Here is an 18,138-nt window from a genome sequence, read left to right on the forward strand (position 1 = left end):
TTCATCGAAATATTGAGCGCTAACTCCCACTTCTTGTAAAATAACGTTTCTGAAAAGTGAATTTTTTGTTAACACTATTATCAGGTCAGACCTCTTTGGTGCTAGGAAATCATTTTGTCAGGAGCCGTTATGAAGTCATCAACGAACAGTGCTATGAAAGATCGCATCGCTATTGTCAGCGGGCTACGCTTACCTTTTGCTAAACAAGCGACTGCGTATCGAGGAATACCTGCGGTTGAATTAGGGCGTTCAGTGGTTCAAGAATTAGTAACTCGCAATGAAATTCCTCCTGAAATTATTGATCAACTTGTTTTTGGACAAGTGGTTCAAATGCCTGAAGCACCGAATATTGCCAGAGAAATTGTGCTTGGCGCAGGATTAAGTGTAAAAACGGATGCTTATAGTGTAACAAGAGCATGTGCAACAAGCTTTCAGGCGATAGCTAATATTGCTGAAAGTATGATGGCTGGGCACGTATCTGTTGGTATTGCTGGTGGTGCAGATTCGTCTTCAGTGTTGCCTATTGGTGTGAGTAAAAAACTTGCTGATGTTTTATTAAGCCTTAATAAAGCCAAATCATTAGGTCAACGATTAAGTTATTTAAGCCAATTACGATTTCGTGATCTCCTTCCTGTAGCACCAGCCGTTGCTGAATACTCAACTGGATTACGTATGGGAGATACGGCAGAACAAATGGCAAAGACTTATCATATTTCCAGAGTTGCTCAAGATGAATTAGCGCATCGTTCTCATCAATTAGCAACTAAAGCATGGGAAATGGGAAAACTAGATAATGAGGTGATGACCGCTTTTTTCCCGCCTTACAAAGAAGGTTTCCATCAAGATAACAATATTCGTAAAAATTCCGTTCTTGATTCATACGCCAAGTTAAAACCTGCTTTTGATCGCCGCCATGGTAGTGTCACTGCCGCAAACAGTACGCCATTAACCGATGGTGCAGCCGCTGTATTAATGATGAAAGAATCTGTTGCTAAAAGTCTTGGCTATCAACCTTTAGGTTATTTGCGCAGTTATGCTTTTACAGCGACAGATGTCTGGAAAGATATGCTATTGGGGCCATCATATGCCACACCACTGGCACTTTCTCGCGCAGGTCTTGCATTAAGTGATTTAACGTTAATTGATATGCATGAAGCTTTTGCTGCACAAACACTCAGTAATTTGACACTGTTTGGTAGTGAACGGTTTGCTAAAGAGCAACTAGGATTATCCAAGGCGATTGGAGAAGTGGATATGGATAAGTTTAATGTGCTAGGTGGTTCTATTGCTTATGGACATCCATTTGCTGCAACTGGTGCAAGAATGGTCACACAGACACTCCATGAGCTTAAACGACGAGGTGGAGGGTTTGGGTTGACCACTGCTTGCGCAGCGGGTGGATTGGGTGCTGCGATGATTTTGGAGGTGGAATAATGGAACAACAACAAACAACACTAGAAAAATCATCTGTTTTTCAATTCTCAGTTCGTAATGACAAAGTAGGTGTTATCACCATTGATGTTGTTGGTGAAAAAGTAAATACACTAAAAGCAGAATTTGTACAGCAGTTCCAAGATGTTTTGAAACAAGCGCAACAACATTCTGGTGTAAAAGGATTAATTATCACATCAGGTAAGGCAGATAATTTTATTGCAGGTGCGGATATCTCCATGATTGCGGGTTGTCAAACTAAAGAAGAGGCGAGTGCACTCGCAAAAGCAGGGCAAGACCTTTTTACCCAACTCGAAAATTATCCATTACCTGTTGTGGCCGCTATCAATGGCGCATGTCTTGGTGGAGGGCTTGAATTGGCCTTAGCTTGTCATGGGCGAATTTGTTCTGATAATAACAAAACGCGTTTAGGGCTTCCTGAAGTGCAACTTGGATTACTGCCGGGTTCTGGCGGAACTCAACGTTTACCCCGTCTTATTGGTGTGACATCCGCGTTAGATATGATATTAACGGGTAGACAAGTTAATGCGAAAAGAGCCTTAAAATTAGGTCTTGTAAATGATGTTGTTTCACAAGATATTTTATTAGAAGTTGCTGCTAAATGGATTTTATCGGGTAAAAAAGAGCAGAGAAAGCATTCGATGATGGATCGTTTCTGGGCAAACACAACTTTAGGGAGAAATATACTGTTTGGGCAAGCTAAAAAACGCACATTAGCAAAGACAAAAGGCCACTACCCAGCAGCTGAGCGTATTCTTCATGTTATAGAACGAGGTCTTGAAAAGGATATTCAAACAGGGTTTAAAGAAGAGGCTAATGCGTTTGGTGAACTCGCTATGACTCCAGTTTCATCTGCATTAAGGCATCTCTTTTTTGCTTCTACGGCACTTAAAAATGAAACAGGATCATCTGAAAAGCCAGATAATTTACACCATATCGGTATTTTAGGTGGTGGATTAATGGGGGGAGGGATTGCCTTTGTTACAGCGACAAAAGGTAATTTACCAGCAAGAATTAAAGATATCAGCGATAAGGGAATTGCTCAGGCACTCAATTATAGTTGGAAAGCGCTTTCAGCTAAAGTGAGTAAAAAAAGATTATCTGCACGCGAACGTCAGCGCCAAATGGGGCTGCTCTCTGGCTCTTTAGATTACAGTGGTTTTCATCAATCAAACATTGTTGTTGAAGCGGTTTTTGAAGATTTGGCTTTAAAACAAAAGATGGTTGCAGATATTGAAGAAGTAGGTAAAGGTAAAATTATTTTTGCTTCAAATACCTCTTCGCTTCCTATTCATAAAATTGCTGAAACAGCAAAATACCCAGAAAAAGTGATCGGACTTCACTATTTCAGTCCAGTGGAAAAAATGCCTTTGGTTGAAGTTATTCCACATGAAAGTACGGATGAAAAAACCATTGCTACAACAGTCGCTTTTGCTAAAAAACAGGGTAAAGTTGCAATAGTTGTTGGTGATAAACCTGGATTCTATGTTAACCGTATTCTGGCTCCTTATATTAGTGAAGCATTGACATGCTTAGTACAAGGAGAACCTATTGAAAATATTGATAAAGCACTTGTTCAGTTTGGTTTCCCTGTAGGGCCTATTCAGTTATTAGATGAAGTAGGTATTGATATCGGTACAAAAATAACGCCGATATTAGTAAATGCATTTGGTGAAAGATTTGCTTCTCCTCCTGCTGTTGATGCCATTATTGCTGATAATAGAAAAGGCCGTAAAAATGGACGAGGTTTTTATCTTTATGCAAAACATGCATTACCTTTCTCATTAGGTAAAAACAAAAAACAGCCTGATCCAACGATATATCGACTATTACAAATTAAGCCTAAAAAACAACACTCTTTCTCTGAAATTACAGAACGTTGTTTATTATTAATGCTAAATGAAGCCGTTCGTTGTTTAGATGAAAATATTATAAAGCAACCACGAGATGGTGATATAGGGGCTGTATTTGGTATCGGTTTCCCTCCTTTTTTTGGTGGCCCATTCCGTTATATGGACAGTATGGGAACAACAAAGGTGACAGAAAAGCTTAATCAACTTGCCGATAAATATGGAGAAAAATTTCGCCCTTGTGAACGTTTAGTTGAAATGGCTAAACGAAATGAACGTTTTTACGATTAATATCATCGCTTACCATTGCTTTTTCCTTTTGTGACATTTGTTTTGATTGAGGCGCTTAGGCGCCTTTTTTCTTGTGGTTTTTGCGTCAGATTAATAATTGATGAATTTTTAATGGAAAAAGAGGTCGAAAGTGTCAATGATAGCCAGATATGGCAAAATGGTTATTTGAACATAAATTTAAAAACGAAGCTTTTTAAAATAAGATTCTAAAAATGATGTCAATTTGCAAACCAACAGTATGATCTTAAAAAGATCAATAATGCTATTGCAATTAGGGTATTGAAGATTTTAGATGGGGATATATTGATTTAAATTGATTTAAATTAAGTATCTTAAAAGTGTAAATACCAGTAATTACAAAAATAAAATAGGTTTAATAATTTATTATGCAAATTTTTATTATGCGCCACGGAGAAGCAGCCATTGATGCTGCCAGCGATGCACTAAGAGCACTAACTGATCGTGGAAAAAATGAATCAATAAAAATGGCTGAATGGATGACAAAGCAGGGACATACTATCGATTATGTTTTAGTCAGCCCTTATTTACGTGCTCAACAGACATTGGAAGCAGTAAAAGTCGATTTAGCACTACCTAGTAAAATAGAAACTGATGATGGACTTATCCCCGGAGGAAATCCTTCACATATTGCACATTACTTACGTGCCTTGGGGGATACAGGATATAAAAATATTCTTGTTATTTCTCACTTACCTTTGGTTGGCTATGTTGTTGCTGAACTTTGTCCGGCGGTATGTGCTCCTATGTTTTCAACATCAACTATTGCTTGTGTTGATTTTGATTTATCAAAAGGTACAGGGGCGTTGTTATGGCAAGTATCACCTTCGACATTGAAATAAAATTTAAATGAATTAGCTGAGTAAGTAATTAACACCTTATTTCACCCGATAGGTGATTTAAGGGTTAATGCAATAGAGTTTTGGTTTAGCGGCGAGCAAGATCGTCGTTTTCTACTAAAACTAATAATGCAGCATCGCCTCCCCATTCTTTTGGTGCTTGATGAAAAGCAATAACATCAGGGTGTTGCGCTAACCAAAGTGGTGTTTGCTGTTTTAAAATATGTTTGCCATGCCCATGCATAATACAGGCACAATAAACATGTTCTCGTCTACATGCCGCAATCAATGCGCCAATCTCTTGTTTTGCAATTAGCTGTGTTAATCCATGTAAATCTAGAAAAAATTCAGGTGTATAATCGCCACGACGTAGTTTTTTTAATTCATAAGCATTAGCGCCTTCTCTTAAATAGCGCATTGGGCCTTCTGTTGCTAAGTTAGGTTGAAATTCATCTGAAAAATAATAAGAGGCATCAACTTGTTCTTGTTGAAGACGTTCAACAGTGTAGTGTGTCACTTTCTTACGTTTTGGTGAATGAAGTATTTTATCTTGAGGTAATTTCTTAGTGCCTTTTATCATCTCCTGAAATAACTCAATTTCAGAAGGTGGTAATGAAAATTTTTTATTCATTTTTTACGATTCTTCATAGTGTTACTGTTTTTATAAGGCAATAGTACATGAAATAGTGTCAGAGATAAAAAAGTATAGGTTATAAATTTAACATAAAAAAAAGCAGGGAATTTACCCTGCCGAAATAGTCACATAGCTAGCAAATAGATGAATTAATGGCCTGAGGTTTCAGCACGTCGGCAGGCTTCAAATAAAAACCATGTACGACGTTCAGTTTCATCAATCCAATTTTCAATTAAACTTGCAGTAGATATATCATTATTTTCATCACACACCACATGCGCATTTCTTAATTCGGCTGCAAGTGATTGGTTATCTTGACATAATTCAGCAAGCATATCTAAAGGTTCGACAAATTCTGCATTATTATCTTTGATACGTTGCATTTTTGAAATCTGACTAATAGAACGCAATGTCATACCACCAATTTTACGGACACGCTCTGCAATAGGATCAGTCATTGCAAATAATTGGTCACCTTGCTCATCTAACATTAGGTGGTAATCACGGAAATGAGGGCCACTTACGTGCCAGTGGAAATTTTTTGTTTTTAAATACAATGCAAAAACATCAGCTAAAATTGCATTCATTGCAGCACCGACCTCTTTTGTTGCTTTAGGGGTTAGGTCTGTGGGGGTTGTTAGAGAACGAGTTTGGAGTTTATGTGCATCATTAACTTCAGACTGGGTTAATTTTTTATTACTCATTCTTATCTCCTAAAAATCAAAGAAAGATTATTGAGAGAGCAATCTAATCAAGAAAATAACAAGTAGAGAATGAATATTTTTTGATGTAATTTATTTTCTGCTCAATAATTAATTTATGATTTTAAGTATGATCCCCTTTTTCATTATTTCTAGCTAAAGTCAAAAAATTAAACAAATATTCTTTGTTTTTATAATTTGATAATTTTTAATTTTGCTTGATTGTTTTTATTTAGTTTATATGACTTTATTTAGATGTCCTTTTGTAGTATTGGGGGATGAGAGAATTATTTAGTAATGTTTCCTTTTTTTATTTCTTAGCGCTGATTTATCATTATCTTCATGGCAAACTACAGACTTTCCATTTCTTCAGAGGACAACCATTTTGGATATAACACTAAAAGAGGAAGCAGTTGCTGATTTGAGCACGATCCTAGATATGCTACGTTGGGCTATGAGTCAGTTTAATTCATCTGATATTTATTATGGTCATGGCACAGATAACGCATGGGATGAAGCATTGCAGCTTGTATTGCCAACTATCGCACTTCCTTTAGATATTCCAGATGTGCTGTTATCGACTAAATTAACAACTTCTGAAAAACTGGAAATCATTACACTTATTGAAAGCCGAATTGAGCAAAAGATCCCTGTTCCTTATTTAACTCATAGCGCTTGGTTCTGTGGTCACGAATTTTATGTTGATGAACGTGTTCTTATCCCTCGCTCTCCTATTGGTGAACTAATCAATAACCATTTTGATGGTTTAATTCAGCAAGAGCCAACACGTATTCTCGACTTATGCACGGGTAGTGGCTGTATTGCGATTGCTTGTGCTCATGAGTTTGAAGAGGCGGAAGTCGATGCAGTTGATATTTCTGAAGATGCACTGGAAGTAGCTGAATTTAATATCGAAAACCACGGGTTAGTGCATCGTGTTTATCCAATGCAATCAGATTTATTTAACGCTCTTGTCCCAACGCCTTACGATATTATTGTGACAAATCCTCCGTATGTTGATATCGAAGATATGGGTGATTTACCTGATGAATACCAAGTTGAACCTGAATTAGCATTAGCTTCGGGTATTGATGGCCTAGATATTACAAGACAAATTTTACTAAAAGCCCCTGACTATCTGAGTGAAAAAGGTATTTTAGTGTGTGAAGTGGGTAATAGTATGGTTCACCTTATAGAGCAATTTCCCGAGGTTCCATTTACATGGCTTGAGTTTGAAAATGGTGGAATCGGTGTCTTTATGCTGACTCGTGAACAGCTCGTCGAATATTCAGCGTGTTTTTCTATTGATAAACGTTGATGTAACAGTAATGAGACGGTAGATTGTTATTTATTGAAAATAACATATTGATAACATCACACAGTAAAAGATAGGAATAAAGGGATGGCAGGAAACAGTATCGGACAATTATTCAGAGTCACAACTTTTGGTGAGTCTCATGGTATTGCATTAGGTTGCATTGTTGATGGTGTACCTCCTGGATTACCTTTAACTGAAGCCGACTTACAAGTTGATTTAGATAGACGTAGACCCGGAACATCACGTTATACCACACAACGCCGTGAACCTGATCAAGTTCGTATTTTATCAGGTGTATTCAATGGTGTTACAACAGGAACAAGCATTGGTTTACTGATTGAAAACACGGATCAACGTTCTCAAGATTACAGTGAAATCAAAGATGTTTTTCGCCCTGGTCATGCTGATTATACCTACGAACAAAAATATGGTTTACGTGATTATCGTGGTGGTGGACGCTCTTCTGCTCGTGAGACAGCAATGCGTGTTGCCGCTGGCGCAATTGCAAAAAAATATCTAAAAGAGAAATTGGGTATCGAAGTTCGAGGTTACCTATCTCAATTAGGGCCAATTACGTGTGAGCTTGTTGATTGGTCTATTGTCGAAAGTAATCCATTTTTCTGTCCTGATCCTTCGCGTTTAGATGCGCTAGATGAATATATGCGCGCATTGAAAAAAGAGGGCAACTCGATTGGTGCAAAAGTGACTGTGGTGGCAGAAGGGGTGCCAGTAGGATTGGGTGAACCTGTTTTTGACAGACTAGATGCAGATTTAGCGCACGCATTAATGAGTATCAATGCTGTTAAAGGAATTGAAATTGGTGATGGTTTCGGTGTTGTAACATTAAAAGGCACTGAAAATAGAGATGAACTCACTAAGAATGGTTTTACCAGTAATCATGCAGGTGGCATTTTAGGTGGAATTAGCAGTGGTCAGCCAATTGTTGCTCATATTGCTTTAAAACCAACGTCTAGCATTACTATTGCAGGCAAAACGATTAATCGTGATGGTGAAGAAGTTGATATGATAACCAAAGGTCGTCACGATCCTTGTGTGGGAATACGCGCTATCCCTATTGCAGAAGCAATGATGGCAATTGTATTACTCGATCATGCATTGCGCCAACGTGGTCAATGTGGTGATGTTGTACCTCCGCTAATGCAATGGTAATCATTCTAAGTCAATAACGAAGTCGACAAACTGTTGTAAGTTTCATGTTAGCTTTAAAGGTGTGAGCGCCTAATTTTATTATGCTCAGATCGTGTTGTTGTGGCTTTTTTAAATAAATGAGATAAACACAGCAACACGTCCTTCATTCCTAATAATTCGGATAGATAAATGGATTGGCTCTTTTCAGATGGCATCTACCTTCTTCTCTTCTTGGTGGCTTTAATCGCGGGTTTTATTGATTCAATTGCTGGTGGTGGTGGATTAATCACTATTCCAGCTTTGTTATCCGCTGGGATCTCGCCTGTTCAGGCTCTTGCAACGAATAAACTGCAATCAGTAGGTGGCTCATTTTCGGCTACGCTCTACTTTATACGTCGAAAAGTGATTGATTTAAAAGCGCAGCGATTTGCCATTTTAATGACGTTTATCGGTGCCGTTTCTGGTGCTATGTTGGTACAGTTTATTAATCCAGAAATTCTTAAACAAGCACTTCCTATTCTTACCATCGCCATCGGTTTCTATTTTCTTCTTACTCCATCAATCGGTGCTCAAGACAGTAAACAACGTATTGGCTATTATACTTTTGGTGCAATATTAGGCGGCGGTGTCGGTTTTTATGATGGTATTTTTGGGCCGGGTACAGGTTCTTTTTTCGCTTTAGGTTATGTCATGTTACTTGGATATAATCTTTCAAAAGCAACAGCTCATGCTAAATTACTCAACTTCACCTCTAATTTTGGCTCTTTACTGTTTTTTATTATTGGTGGGCAGGTTATTTGGACTATTGGTTTAGTTATGCTTTGTGGGCAGTTTATTGGTGCTCGCTTAGGTGCAGGTTTAGTCTTAACAAAAGGGCAAAAATTAATAAGACCTATGTTGGTCATTATCTCCTTTTTGATGAGCATCAAACTCATTAATGACAATCATGGTGATACTATTGCACTTTGGTTCTCTGCACTTTTTAATTAGGAATAAATGGTTTTTTTAAATGTCAGCACATCATTATCAACAGTTAATTGATATCTTTAATCAATGTTTTAGCGAAAGTTTCCAAACCCGTTTAGTTAAAGGGGATGATGAGCCAATTTATTTGCCAGCAAATGAAGAGACTCCTTATCATCAAATTATTTTTGCTCATGGTTTTTATGCCAGCGCATTACATGAAATATCGCATTGGTGTATCGCCGGAGAGGCTCGTCGGCAACAAGTTGATTATGGTTACTGGTATTGCCCAGATGGACGAGATGAAACTACTCAAAGACAGTTCGAAATTGTAGAAATCAAACCTCAAGCATTAGATTGGTTATTCTGCCAAGCTGCTGGTTATCCTTTTAATGTTAGTTGTGACAATTTAGAAGGTAACTTTGAACCTGATCGTTATGAATTTAGAAATAAAGTGAGAGAACAAGTTCTCGCTTATTTACGAGACAAAAACACACCACCTCGTGCACAGCTATTTATTAATGCGTTACATTTGTTTTACAATACCCCAGAGCTAACGGAAGAGATGTTTCCTTATCAGGAAAATCCTTTAGTTAATTAAGGATTGCGAGAATAACTATCGCCTATCCACTGTGAAGGTTTTACCCAATAGGGTGGAGTCTGAAGTAGTAAGGTTGCTGGAACACACGTATTTATGCTTTGCTAATACAAGGTAAATATAAAAGATAGCAACATTATATATTGAGGATAAATAATGCTTTCTGAGTATGAAGCGTACTTATTAGATAAAATTGATAGCCGTGTTGAACATGCCACTGACGATGAGTTATTTGCAGGTGGGTATTTACAAGGTCATATTACACTAGCTATTGCTGAACTAGAGCAAGAAAATAACACACAGTTAGAAGCGTTAAGAGCGCGTGTAGAAGAGAGCATTCAAAAGGCGATAAAAGCAGGTGAACTTTCACCTCCAGATCAAGCGTTAGTTTTATCTACATGGCATGATTTAGTTAACTCAATTAATTAATTTGGCATGTCGATTAAGAGAACAACCGGCATAAATCGGTTGTTTTTTCTTTCTTAAAATCTCATTAAAATAATGACACTTAAGTTATATTTAGGATATTTGCTGTTGAATTAGACTGGTTTTTATACAAAAATTGATCCTCACTATTTATCAATTGTTTTTATTTGATTTTTCAAAGTCGATGTATCTCTCATTGATTAAGCATAATAGTGCTATCTTTTGTAACTCCTTGCCATTTCTGTAAAATTACTTTTAAATGTTTTTTAGGAATGTTTCTCGGGATGCAAATGATTTGCATAGAATATTTATGATAAGGATAACGATACGATGAAAAATTTCTTTAAAATAGGCCTACTGACTAGTGCTGTTTTATTTTTATCTGCTTGTGATCAATTTGATTTAGATAATAAAAAGAATAAGTTTTATTACAGTAATCCAAGCGAGAAAGTCATTAGTTTTAACGTTGATGGTAAAGAATATCAGGTTGAGCCGGGTAAAAATGGTTACATAACGCTGTCTCCAGGTGAACATAATTTAACAGATAGCGCCGGTAATAATGCTCGATTTATGGTTTATGATCATAATAACGGTGGCATATTAAATCCTGATAATTTCATGTATTACACCCTTTCTGAAGTTTATGCCGTAAAGGGAAAAACAAACCAATTTAAACCTGTTGATTACCCCGTTATTATTAATGGCTATGAATTTGAACTTCCAGTGCGTAGCACTAATGCCACATTAATTGACGGTAATGTTTTTCAGTGTACTTATGCTTTAGGTGAGCCATTTCCTAATGAGATCCGTACTCGTAATAAAAATAATGACGGTAGTATAAAAAATAAATGCTTTGATAAACCTGAATTTGTTAAATATATTTCAGCGGAATACAGTAAAGATTTAGCTCCGTTTACTCAAGAAGATGAGTATAACGATTCTGTTAACCTTGATTTAGACTATATGTTACCGACAGCAGAATTTACTGATCCTGATATTCAAGCCGATGCAGAAGAGCTAGTGTCATTATTAAATCAAATTCAAGAAAGTGATGATCCAAAGATCCATAACGCATTAAAAGATAAACTTTATAAGGCGACACTTGCTGTCTCTAGCACGTATGCTAATAGAGTGGTGAAAGACTCGGTAGAAGACAACAAGTATTACAACCATTTTATGGAAGAGAGTGGTAAATTTCAATCTTACGGTATATTACCTAAAAAGTAAGGTATTCAAAGAGTAAAAAGCTATCCAATGCAATTATAAGCCATCCAATCGGGTGGCTTTTTTAACGTATTTAATTCACTAAAGAATAAGAACATCACTGGAAATCTCTATGACAACAACACAAACCAAAATAAAAAATAACGATATTACTCTTCGCCCCACACAAATTGATGATGCAATTAAATTACCTATTATCGAGCAATCAGCAGGGCAATTATTTAGCACCTTAGAAGATTTAAGTTGGATAAGCGAAAGTGGCGTACAAAGCGTTGAAAAACATTTACTCTTTATTAACCATAAAGGGCATTGGGTAGCTGTTAATAGTGAGAATGATCCCGTCGGTTTTATTATGACGAAGCCATTACCAGAAAGTTTATTTATTCATGAACTCTCAGTGAGTCAAGACTGGCAAAATAGAGGAATTGGTAAATTACTTATTCAAAAAGTAAAAGATGAAGCCAAACTACATAAGTTTGATGCTGTTACGTTGACAACATTTCGCCATGTTCCTTGGAATGCACCGTATTATCAACGTTTAGGTTTTTCTATTTTACCTGAAAACGAAATTCCTCATTCTTTGCAAGAAATCTTAGATGATGAAGTTGAAAGTGGGGGTTTTGTAAAAGAAATGCGCTGTGCAATGAAGTTTGAGGTTTAGTTTCTCTTTTGATGCGATGATGTCGGATCTCACAATGAGTGGAGTAAAAAGTAAAAATATGCGAGCTAAGCAACCAAGGCCGGCTGCTTATACCTTTATTTCACTTCAATTGATTTTCCTCGCAGTAATGCTCTTACCCAAAAACGATTAGGGTGTAAGGCATTCAACACATTATCTTCAACTGGAAAAGGTTCATCAAAAATTTGGCTTGCAAGAATTTCGGCGGATAAAGGTGCTGAACATAATCCACGAGAGCCTAATGCACTGATAATATAAAGTTGATGATAAGCAGGTGCTAAAGCGGGAGTTTGTCTTCTACGCTTAAATCTATCTAAATGCGTGTATGCTACTCGCAATTTTTCAAAATCAGGCACTTCACCTAATAACGGTAGGTGATCGCGAATAGTACAACGAATACCTATTCGCGCTTTATTTTGGCTAAAATCAACTTCTTTAACCCAAGGTGCTTTGGCTAAACACTGTATAAGATGAGCTTGGTTGTTTTCTTGCTCTTGAGTTGAGATAGCTAAATCTAAGCGATCGCGACGAAAGCTTGCCCCTACACAATGCAAATTATCTTGGTTATCAACCGGTGTAAAATAGCCATCATAACAAAGAACGGTTTTTAGCTTTGATAATGTTTTTGTTGTTGGAATATGACTAACTTGGCCTCTGACTGCGCTAATGGGTAATTTGGCACTTTGAGTAAAGTCTATAATTCTATGGCCATTTGCCAAAATAACGCAATCATGTTGTGATTGAAGATGTATCGTACTCTCTCCATCATGATGAACAACATCTAAGCACCAAGATGTATCCTGTGCACTTATTTGAGTGACTTGATGATTAAAGCGCAACGTTAAGCCTAATTTTTCAGCATATTTTAATGTATTGATTGTGAGCTCAGTCGGGGAAAGCCAGCCGGCTTGTGGATAAAACAATGCATCACAATTAATATCTATTCCGCTGATTTTATTAACTTCATCTTCATTGAGGTAACACGCTATTTGAGCAAAAGGTATGGAATTATCCATAATTCTCTGTGCTTTTTTACGAACTTTCTCGTTATAAATAACCTGAGCAACACCAGACCATTGATGTGAAAAAGGAATGCCTGCTTTACTCAGATTGTCATAAGTGCGATGAGCGAATAGAAATGCGGTTGTAAAAAATTGCTCTAGTTCATCGGATTTGCCATTGAGTAATGGATATAACACGCCTTGTCGATTGCCTGAGGCATTAGTTGCAGGTTGTTTATCTTCACAATATAAGGTGACATTGGCGCCTCTTCTTAAGCAAGAAAGTGCGATAAAGGTGCTAGCAATACCCCCGCCTATAATAGCGATATCTTGTGCTTGTGTTGCATGAGGCCGTGCATAATAAGGTAGATATTCAGGGGTGGGAGAATGAGGGAATACACCTGTCAGCATCTCTCTTTTTTGCCCAAATCCTTTGATTTTAGTTATCTCAAAACCAACACGTTGTAAACCTCGTTTGACAATCCCGGCAGCGGTAAATGTTGCAAATGTGCCGTTTTCTCTCATTGAGTCAGCCATTGATTGGAAGAGCGTTTCACTCCACATCTGTGGGTTTTTCGAAGGAGCAAAACCATCTAAGAACCATGCATCCACTTTGTTATGTAATGCTTGGCGAGTTTGCGGTAACAAGATGTTGATATCACCAAACCATAAATCCAGTGTAATTGTCCCATCAGCAAGGATAATGCGGTGGCAACCCGCAATAGCTAATGGCCATTGAGAACAAAGCGCTTGTGAATATTTTTCGAGTTCAGGCCAATGACCATGCGCAGATTGTAAGTCACTTTTTGTAAGAGGAAATTTCTCAAAACTTACATAATGAAGACGTTTTAAACAAGAGTCAGGCGATGCTTGTCTAAATTGCTCGAAAGCTTGCCATAGTGTTAAAAAATTAAGCCCAGTACCAAAACCTGTTTCTGCGATAATACATTCAGAGCGTACATGTGTACCGAAACGTGATGGAAAATGATTTCCATGTAAGAACACATGTCGAGTTTCTTCTAGACCGTCTTGGTTTGAAAAGTAAATATCGCCAAATTGCTCAGAGATAGGTGTACCAAGTTCATTCCAACTTAAAGACGCGGTATTTATCGGGCTATTATTCACGGAACTGCCTGTATTTCTCGAAAAAATTAACAGATATCTTAGCGCCGTTAGGTAGTCTGTACCAGCCTTAAAGGGAAAAGTGTTTTATCAGCCTATCTCTATTTTTGTAAAAAAGATCCTGATCGGACTTGTTCGGCGTACAACTGTACGCTAAAGTGCTACTCAGAAATCCCGCAGCTACAACTATTATTGTAAAGAGGTATGAATGAAGCGCGCAGTGATCACGGGTCTGGGTATTGTTTCGAGCATTGGTAATAACCAGAAAGAAGTGCTGGATTCTTTAAAAGAAGGTCGTTCCGGGATAACTTTCTCAGAAGAATTTAAAGAGATGGGGCTTCGTAGCCACATTTGGGGCAACGTTAAGCTTGATACTGAAGGTCTTATTGACCGTAAAATCCGCCGTTTTATGAGCGACGCATCGGTTTATGCCTATTTATCTATGCAAGAAGCGATAGCAGATTCAGGTCTGAGTGAAGACCAAGTTTCTAATATTCGTTCAGGTTTAGTCGTAGGGTCTGGTGGTGGTTCTCCACGTAATCAGGTTCAAGGTTCTGATGGCATGAGAGCAAAAGGTCTACGTGGCGTAGGTCCTTATATGGTGACTCGTGCAATGGCATCGGGTGTTTCAGCGTGTTTAGCAACACCTTTTAAAATTAAAGGCGTTAACTATTCAATCAGTTCTGCTTGTTCAACATCAGCACACTGTATTGGTCACGCCGTTGAGCTTATCCAATTAGGCAAACAAGACGTTGTGTTTGCAGGTGGTGGCGAAGAGTTAAGTTGGGAAATGACCTGCGAATTTGACGCAATGGGCGCACTTTCAACCAAATATAACGACACACCAAGTAAAGCTTCCCGTACTTACGATAAAAACCGTGATGGTTTTGTTATCGCTGGTGGTGGCGGTATTGTGGTTGTTGAAGAGTTAGAGCACGCATTAGCGCGTGGCGCACATATTTATGCTGAAGTTGTGGGTTATGGTGCAACTTCCGATGGCGCAGATATGGTTGCTCCTTCAGGTGAAGGTGCTGTGCGTTGTATGCAAATGGCAATGCAAGATGTTGAGAAAGTTGATTACATCAATACACATGGTACTTCAACGCCAGTGGGTGATTTAAAAGAGTTGGAAGCTATCACTGAAGTATTTGGTACACATACACCAGCTATTTCAGCCACTAAAGCGATGACTGGCCACTCATTAGGTGCGGCTGGTGTACATGAAGCAATTTATAGCTTATTGATGTTAGAGCACGGTTTTATTGCACCAAGCATTAATATTGAAGAATTAGACGATAAAGCACAAGGTATGAATATCATTACTCAGCCAACAGAACAGAAGTTGGAGACTGTAATGTCAAATAGCTTTGGTTTTGGTGGTACTAATGCTTCATTAGTCATGAGTAAATATAAAAATTAGTTGGTTATACTTATACTTTCTTATTAAAAAAGCAGGCTTCATTTTAATGGAGTCTGCCTTTTTATTTTAAAATCACAAGTTAAAATAAATTATTATTCTAATAAAGATACTTTTCGCATAAAAAAATATTTAAAAAAGATTATATAAATAATCTTTAAAAAGCCTTTCTAATAGTTACTTATTTTTATTATTCTAAAAAATAGATGGTTTTTTATAACTAATTGTTTTAAATGATTAAATAAAGTCAATTGTGTTTTATTTCAATCGTTTGATTTTATTGTAACTAAAATCACTAAATGTTTTGTTTTATATGAAGTTAGGTTAATAGAAAGGGCTAATAGGACAAAAAGAGCTGTAAAAAATTGATCTGGATTATTTTATTATGAATAAGTAGAAGCTATTTAATATAAAAGTTGGTAATGTTTGCTACGGATACTTGTATTACTTTATATTTTATACTTTGATTTCTTGTGTCAGTTTTATTTATTAAACCGAACATTATGAATGTGACCGGCTAAGAATTTAGCCGGCATTTTTTATTGTTGTCTTTTTGACATTGACTCACATCTCCTGATGACAATCTGCTTTTTTTTGAGCAGACTGACGTCGGAAATTTAGTGGTGTTCTAAGTTGTTGCACTAAGAGCACACCTAGTAACACAATCCCCCCACCCATTAAGTGATAACTATGCATTTCTTCACCAAGAAGTGCGATAGCAATCATTGCAGTAAATAATGGCATTAGGTTCATAAAAATAGAGGTTGTGTTTGCACCTAATTTCATCACACCTAAAATCCACAGATAAGGTGCAAGAATAGAAGCTCCGATACCTGCAAAGATAACCAATCCAATATTATCTTTTGTTAATGCAACACTTTCGGCAAGAAAGAAGTTTGGCAATAATAACAGAACACCAAATCCAATTTGCACATAAAGTGATTGCCAGTTAGGTAGTGTGATTGACCATCGTTTTGTTAATACACCATAAAGAGCGTATGACGCCGAAGCTATAAACATCATCAATTCACCATAACCCAAGCCTTGGGAAAGTAACTGAGAGGGTTCGCCACGGCTAATTAGCCAAACTAAGCCACTAATTGAAAGCACAGTGCCTAAAACAATACCTACCGTAGGTACAACACGTAAAACAAAAATACTAATAATGACGGTTAATAATGGGATAAGAGAATTTAGTATCCCCATAAATGTTGCGCTAACATAATGTGCAGCATAATAAGCCAAACTCTGGTACATCACCATTCCTAATGCACCAAGAATAAATAATTTCCACCAATATTGTTTGACGGTTTTACGATGATGCCAAACTGGCATAATCAAAAAAGGTGTCATAATTAAAAAGGCGAGAAACCAACGATAAAAAGAGATAGCCGCAGGATCGATAACAGACGCAGCTGCTTTATTTACGACGGCATTAATGGACCAGATCAGTACCGCTAAAAGCGGAAATATTGCGTTTTTCATTGTTCTCACATCTATTTTTAAACCAGGTTGCTATTGTAAGCTTGTCTGATTAGATATATATAATGAAAACCAGACAACAGATAGGCCAATAAAGACAACATGACAAGAGAACAACATAACGATGACAATTGAACAACAAAAAATGCAATGGTTATTGTCTGATCCAGATACAGTCCGATTTCGTGATGAGCAACTATTAGCTGAAACTGAGTTTGTTTATCATCAGCATGACTTTGGTCAGTTACTTTATGTGATCTCTGGTGTCATGGATTTAGAAGCCGGAGGACAGCGGTTTTTAGCACCACCAGAATTTAGTGTATGGATCCCCAAAAATATAGGGCACGCTAGTTACAATAAAAAAACGCTCTCTTTTAAAGTGTTAGATATCGCGCCAAGTTGGTGTGATGGATTATTAGATAAACCTTGTTTGATCCAATTAAGTGCTATTTTTTCAACCATATTTTCCGACTTCTTTCATCGTGGTGTGTGTAAACCACAAACAGAAGAAGATTTTCGCTTAGCCCAAGTATTGATTGATCAACTTAAAGTTTCGCCAATACATCATACTTACTTACCTTCTTCTAAAGATAAATTACTTGCTCCCATACTTTCTGTATTAGAGCAGGATCCAGCGGATAATACCTCATTAGAGGAATGGGCTAAAAAACGTTATACCTCAGAAAGAACACTCTCTCGTCGTTGCCAACAAGAATTAGGTATGTCATTTAGTGAATGGCGTAAACGTCTACGCTTTTTACATGCAATTTCTTTACTAGAGCAAGGGAAAAGTGTGAATGAAATTGCATTTGATGTTGGATATAGCTCTTCATCTTCTTTTATTGCGATGTTTCAACAATTTGCTGGTACAACACCCGAACGTTTTCGTCGATTACCTAATTGTTAAGCTTTCTTTTCATTTATTTACTTAAAATCTAGGTGGATTTTACTGTCAATAATAGGCTTTGCGGTGA

16 protein-coding genes are annotated in these 18,138 nt (G+C 37.2%); 12 read left to right on the top strand and 4 right to left on the bottom strand.

Going from position 1 to position 18,138, the window contains the following annotated elements:
- Window positions 1-129 precede the first annotated feature (129 nt).
- The 3 genes from fadI (at window position 130) to sixA (ending at window position 4,453) form a co-directional block, all read left to right on the top strand.
- Window positions 130-1,434: an acetyl-CoA C-acyltransferase FadI gene (gene fadI / locus GWI59_RS13520; protein WP_006533377.1), complete on the top strand. Its 1,305-nt coding sequence runs from the start codon at window positions 130-132 to the stop codon at window positions 1,432-1,434.
- Window positions 1,434-3,593, top strand: a complete 2,160-nt coding sequence (gene fadJ / locus GWI59_RS13525) for a fatty acid oxidation complex subunit alpha FadJ (RefSeq protein ID WP_202608847.1) — start codon at window positions 1,434-1,436, stop codon at window positions 3,591-3,593. Before fadI ends, fadJ begins: the two co-directional genes overlap by 1 nt.
- A gap of 386 nt (window positions 3,594-3,979) precedes the next feature.
- Window positions 3,980-4,453: a phosphohistidine phosphatase SixA gene (gene sixA, locus GWI59_RS13530; protein WP_161724903.1), complete on the top strand. Its 474-nt coding sequence runs from the start codon at window positions 3,980-3,982 to the stop codon at window positions 4,451-4,453.
- Window positions 4,454-4,538: 85 nt separating this feature from the next.
- Here sixA and smrB read toward each other — a convergent pair whose 3' ends face one another.
- A complete protein-coding gene (gene smrB, locus GWI59_RS13535) occupies window positions 4,539-5,081 on the bottom strand; it encodes an endonuclease SmrB (protein ID WP_109399875.1) in 543 nt (180 codons plus the stop codon).
- Between the two features lie 152 nt (window positions 5,082-5,233).
- Window positions 5,234-5,788 (bottom strand): Dps family protein, encoded by a 555-nt coding sequence (locus tag GWI59_RS13540; protein WP_072063209.1) that lies wholly within the window; start codon window positions 5,786-5,788, stop codon window positions 5,234-5,236.
- Window positions 5,789-6,170: 382 nt separating this feature from the next.
- Here GWI59_RS13540 and prmB point away from each other — a divergent pair, with 382 nt between their 5' ends.
- From prmB to GWI59_RS13575, 7 genes are all read left to right on the top strand, one after another.
- Window positions 6,171-7,103 (top strand): 50S ribosomal protein L3 N(5)-glutamine methyltransferase, encoded by a 933-nt coding sequence (prmB, locus tag GWI59_RS13545; RefSeq protein ID WP_161724906.1) that lies wholly within the window; start codon window positions 6,171-6,173, stop codon window positions 7,101-7,103.
- Between the two features lie 84 nt (window positions 7,104-7,187).
- The gene (gene aroC / locus GWI59_RS13550; protein ID WP_072063207.1) at window positions 7,188-8,273 is read left to right on the top strand and encodes a chorismate synthase; all 1,086 of its coding nucleotides are present in this window, start codon (window positions 7,188-7,190) and stop codon (window positions 8,271-8,273) included.
- A gap of 168 nt (window positions 8,274-8,441) precedes the next feature.
- Complete coding sequence (locus GWI59_RS13555) at window positions 8,442-9,242, top strand: sulfite exporter TauE/SafE family protein (protein WP_161724909.1); 801 nt, start codon at window positions 8,442-8,444, stop codon at window positions 9,240-9,242.
- Between the two features lie 19 nt (window positions 9,243-9,261).
- A complete protein-coding gene (locus GWI59_RS13560) occupies window positions 9,262-9,816 on the top strand; it encodes an elongation factor P hydroxylase (protein ID WP_109847235.1) in 555 nt (184 codons plus the stop codon).
- 153 nt (window positions 9,817-9,969) lie between these two features.
- The gene (locus GWI59_RS13565) at window positions 9,970-10,242 is read left to right on the top strand and encodes a YfcL family protein (RefSeq protein WP_006533359.1); all 273 of its coding nucleotides are present in this window, start codon (window positions 9,970-9,972) and stop codon (window positions 10,240-10,242) included.
- Window positions 10,243-10,569: 327 nt separating this feature from the next.
- Entirely contained in the window at window positions 10,570-11,466 is an 897-nt protein-coding gene (locus GWI59_RS13570) for a hypothetical protein (protein WP_006533358.1), read from the top strand.
- 109 nt (window positions 11,467-11,575) lie between these two features.
- Complete coding sequence (locus GWI59_RS13575) at window positions 11,576-12,124, top strand: GNAT family N-acetyltransferase (protein ID WP_109399880.1); 549 nt, start codon at window positions 11,576-11,578, stop codon at window positions 12,122-12,124.
- Window positions 12,125-12,219: 95 nt separating this feature from the next.
- Here GWI59_RS13575 and mnmC read toward each other — a convergent pair whose 3' ends face one another.
- Window positions 12,220-14,268 carry a bifunctional tRNA (5-methylaminomethyl-2-thiouridine)(34)-methyltransferase MnmD/FAD-dependent 5-carboxymethylaminomethyl-2-thiouridine(34) oxidoreductase MnmC gene (gene mnmC, locus GWI59_RS13580; protein ID WP_109399881.1) on the bottom strand — a complete coding sequence of 683 codons (2,049 nt, stop codon included), beginning with the start codon at window positions 14,266-14,268 and terminating at the stop codon, window positions 12,220-12,222.
- Window positions 14,269-14,473: 205 nt separating this feature from the next.
- On the opposite strand from mnmC, the gene fabB reads away from it, so the two are divergent.
- Window positions 14,474-15,685, top strand: a complete 1,212-nt coding sequence (gene fabB, locus GWI59_RS13585; RefSeq protein ID WP_006533354.1) for a beta-ketoacyl-ACP synthase I — start codon at window positions 14,474-14,476, stop codon at window positions 15,683-15,685.
- 561 nt (window positions 15,686-16,246) lie between these two features.
- Here the strand turns inward: fabB and GWI59_RS13590 are convergent.
- A complete protein-coding gene (locus tag GWI59_RS13590; protein WP_161724912.1) occupies window positions 16,247-17,167 on the bottom strand; it encodes a DMT family transporter in 921 nt (306 codons plus the stop codon).
- 121 nt (window positions 17,168-17,288) lie between these two features.
- Between GWI59_RS13590 and GWI59_RS13595 the strand changes: the two genes are divergently transcribed.
- Window positions 17,289-18,071 carry an AraC family transcriptional regulator gene (locus GWI59_RS13595; protein WP_072063200.1) on the top strand — a complete coding sequence of 261 codons (783 nt, stop codon included), beginning with the start codon at window positions 17,289-17,291 and terminating at the stop codon, window positions 18,069-18,071.
- The last annotated feature ends 67 nt before the right edge of the window (window positions 18,072-18,138 follow it).

It is taken from the genome of Proteus sp. G2673, assembly GCF_009915125.1.
Taxonomy (GTDB): Bacteria; Pseudomonadota; Gammaproteobacteria; order Enterobacterales; family Enterobacteriaceae; genus Proteus; species Proteus penneri.

Coding starts and splice junctions, on each gene's coding strand:
- fadI (WP_006533377.1), top strand. CDS start 130: ATGAAGTCATCAACGAACAGTGCTATGAAAGATCGCATCGCTATTGTC.
- GWI59_RS13565 (WP_006533359.1), top strand. CDS start 9,970: ATGCTTTCTGAGTATGAAGCGTACTTATTAGATAAAATTGATAGCCGT.
- GWI59_RS13570 (WP_006533358.1), top strand. CDS start 10,570: ATGAAAAATTTCTTTAAAATAGGCCTACTGACTAGTGCTGTTTTATTT.
- GWI59_RS13560 (WP_109847235.1), top strand. CDS start 9,262: ATGTCAGCACATCATTATCAACAGTTAATTGATATCTTTAATCAATGT.
- aroC (WP_072063207.1), top strand. CDS start 7,188: ATGGCAGGAAACAGTATCGGACAATTATTCAGAGTCACAACTTTTGGT.
- sixA (WP_161724903.1), top strand. CDS start 3,980: ATGCAAATTTTTATTATGCGCCACGGAGAAGCAGCCATTGATGCTGCC.
- GWI59_RS13595 (WP_072063200.1), top strand. CDS start 17,289: ATGACAATTGAACAACAAAAAATGCAATGGTTATTGTCTGATCCAGAT.
- fabB (WP_006533354.1), top strand. CDS start 14,474: ATGAAGCGCGCAGTGATCACGGGTCTGGGTATTGTTTCGAGCATTGGT.
- smrB (WP_109399875.1), bottom strand. CDS start 5,081: ATGAATAAAAAATTTTCATTACCACCTTCTGAAATTGAGTTATTTCAG.
- GWI59_RS13540 (WP_072063209.1), bottom strand. CDS start 5,788: ATGAGTAATAAAAAATTAACCCAGTCTGAAGTTAATGATGCACATAAA.
- GWI59_RS13555 (WP_161724909.1), top strand. CDS start 8,442: ATGGATTGGCTCTTTTCAGATGGCATCTACCTTCTTCTCTTCTTGGTG.
- GWI59_RS13590 (WP_161724912.1), bottom strand. CDS start 17,167: ATGAAAAACGCAATATTTCCGCTTTTAGCGGTACTGATCTGGTCCATT.
- GWI59_RS13575 (WP_109399880.1), top strand. CDS start 11,576: ATGACAACAACACAAACCAAAATAAAAAATAACGATATTACTCTTCGC.
- fadJ (WP_202608847.1), top strand. CDS start 1,434: ATGGAACAACAACAAACAACACTAGAAAAATCATCTGTTTTTCAATTC.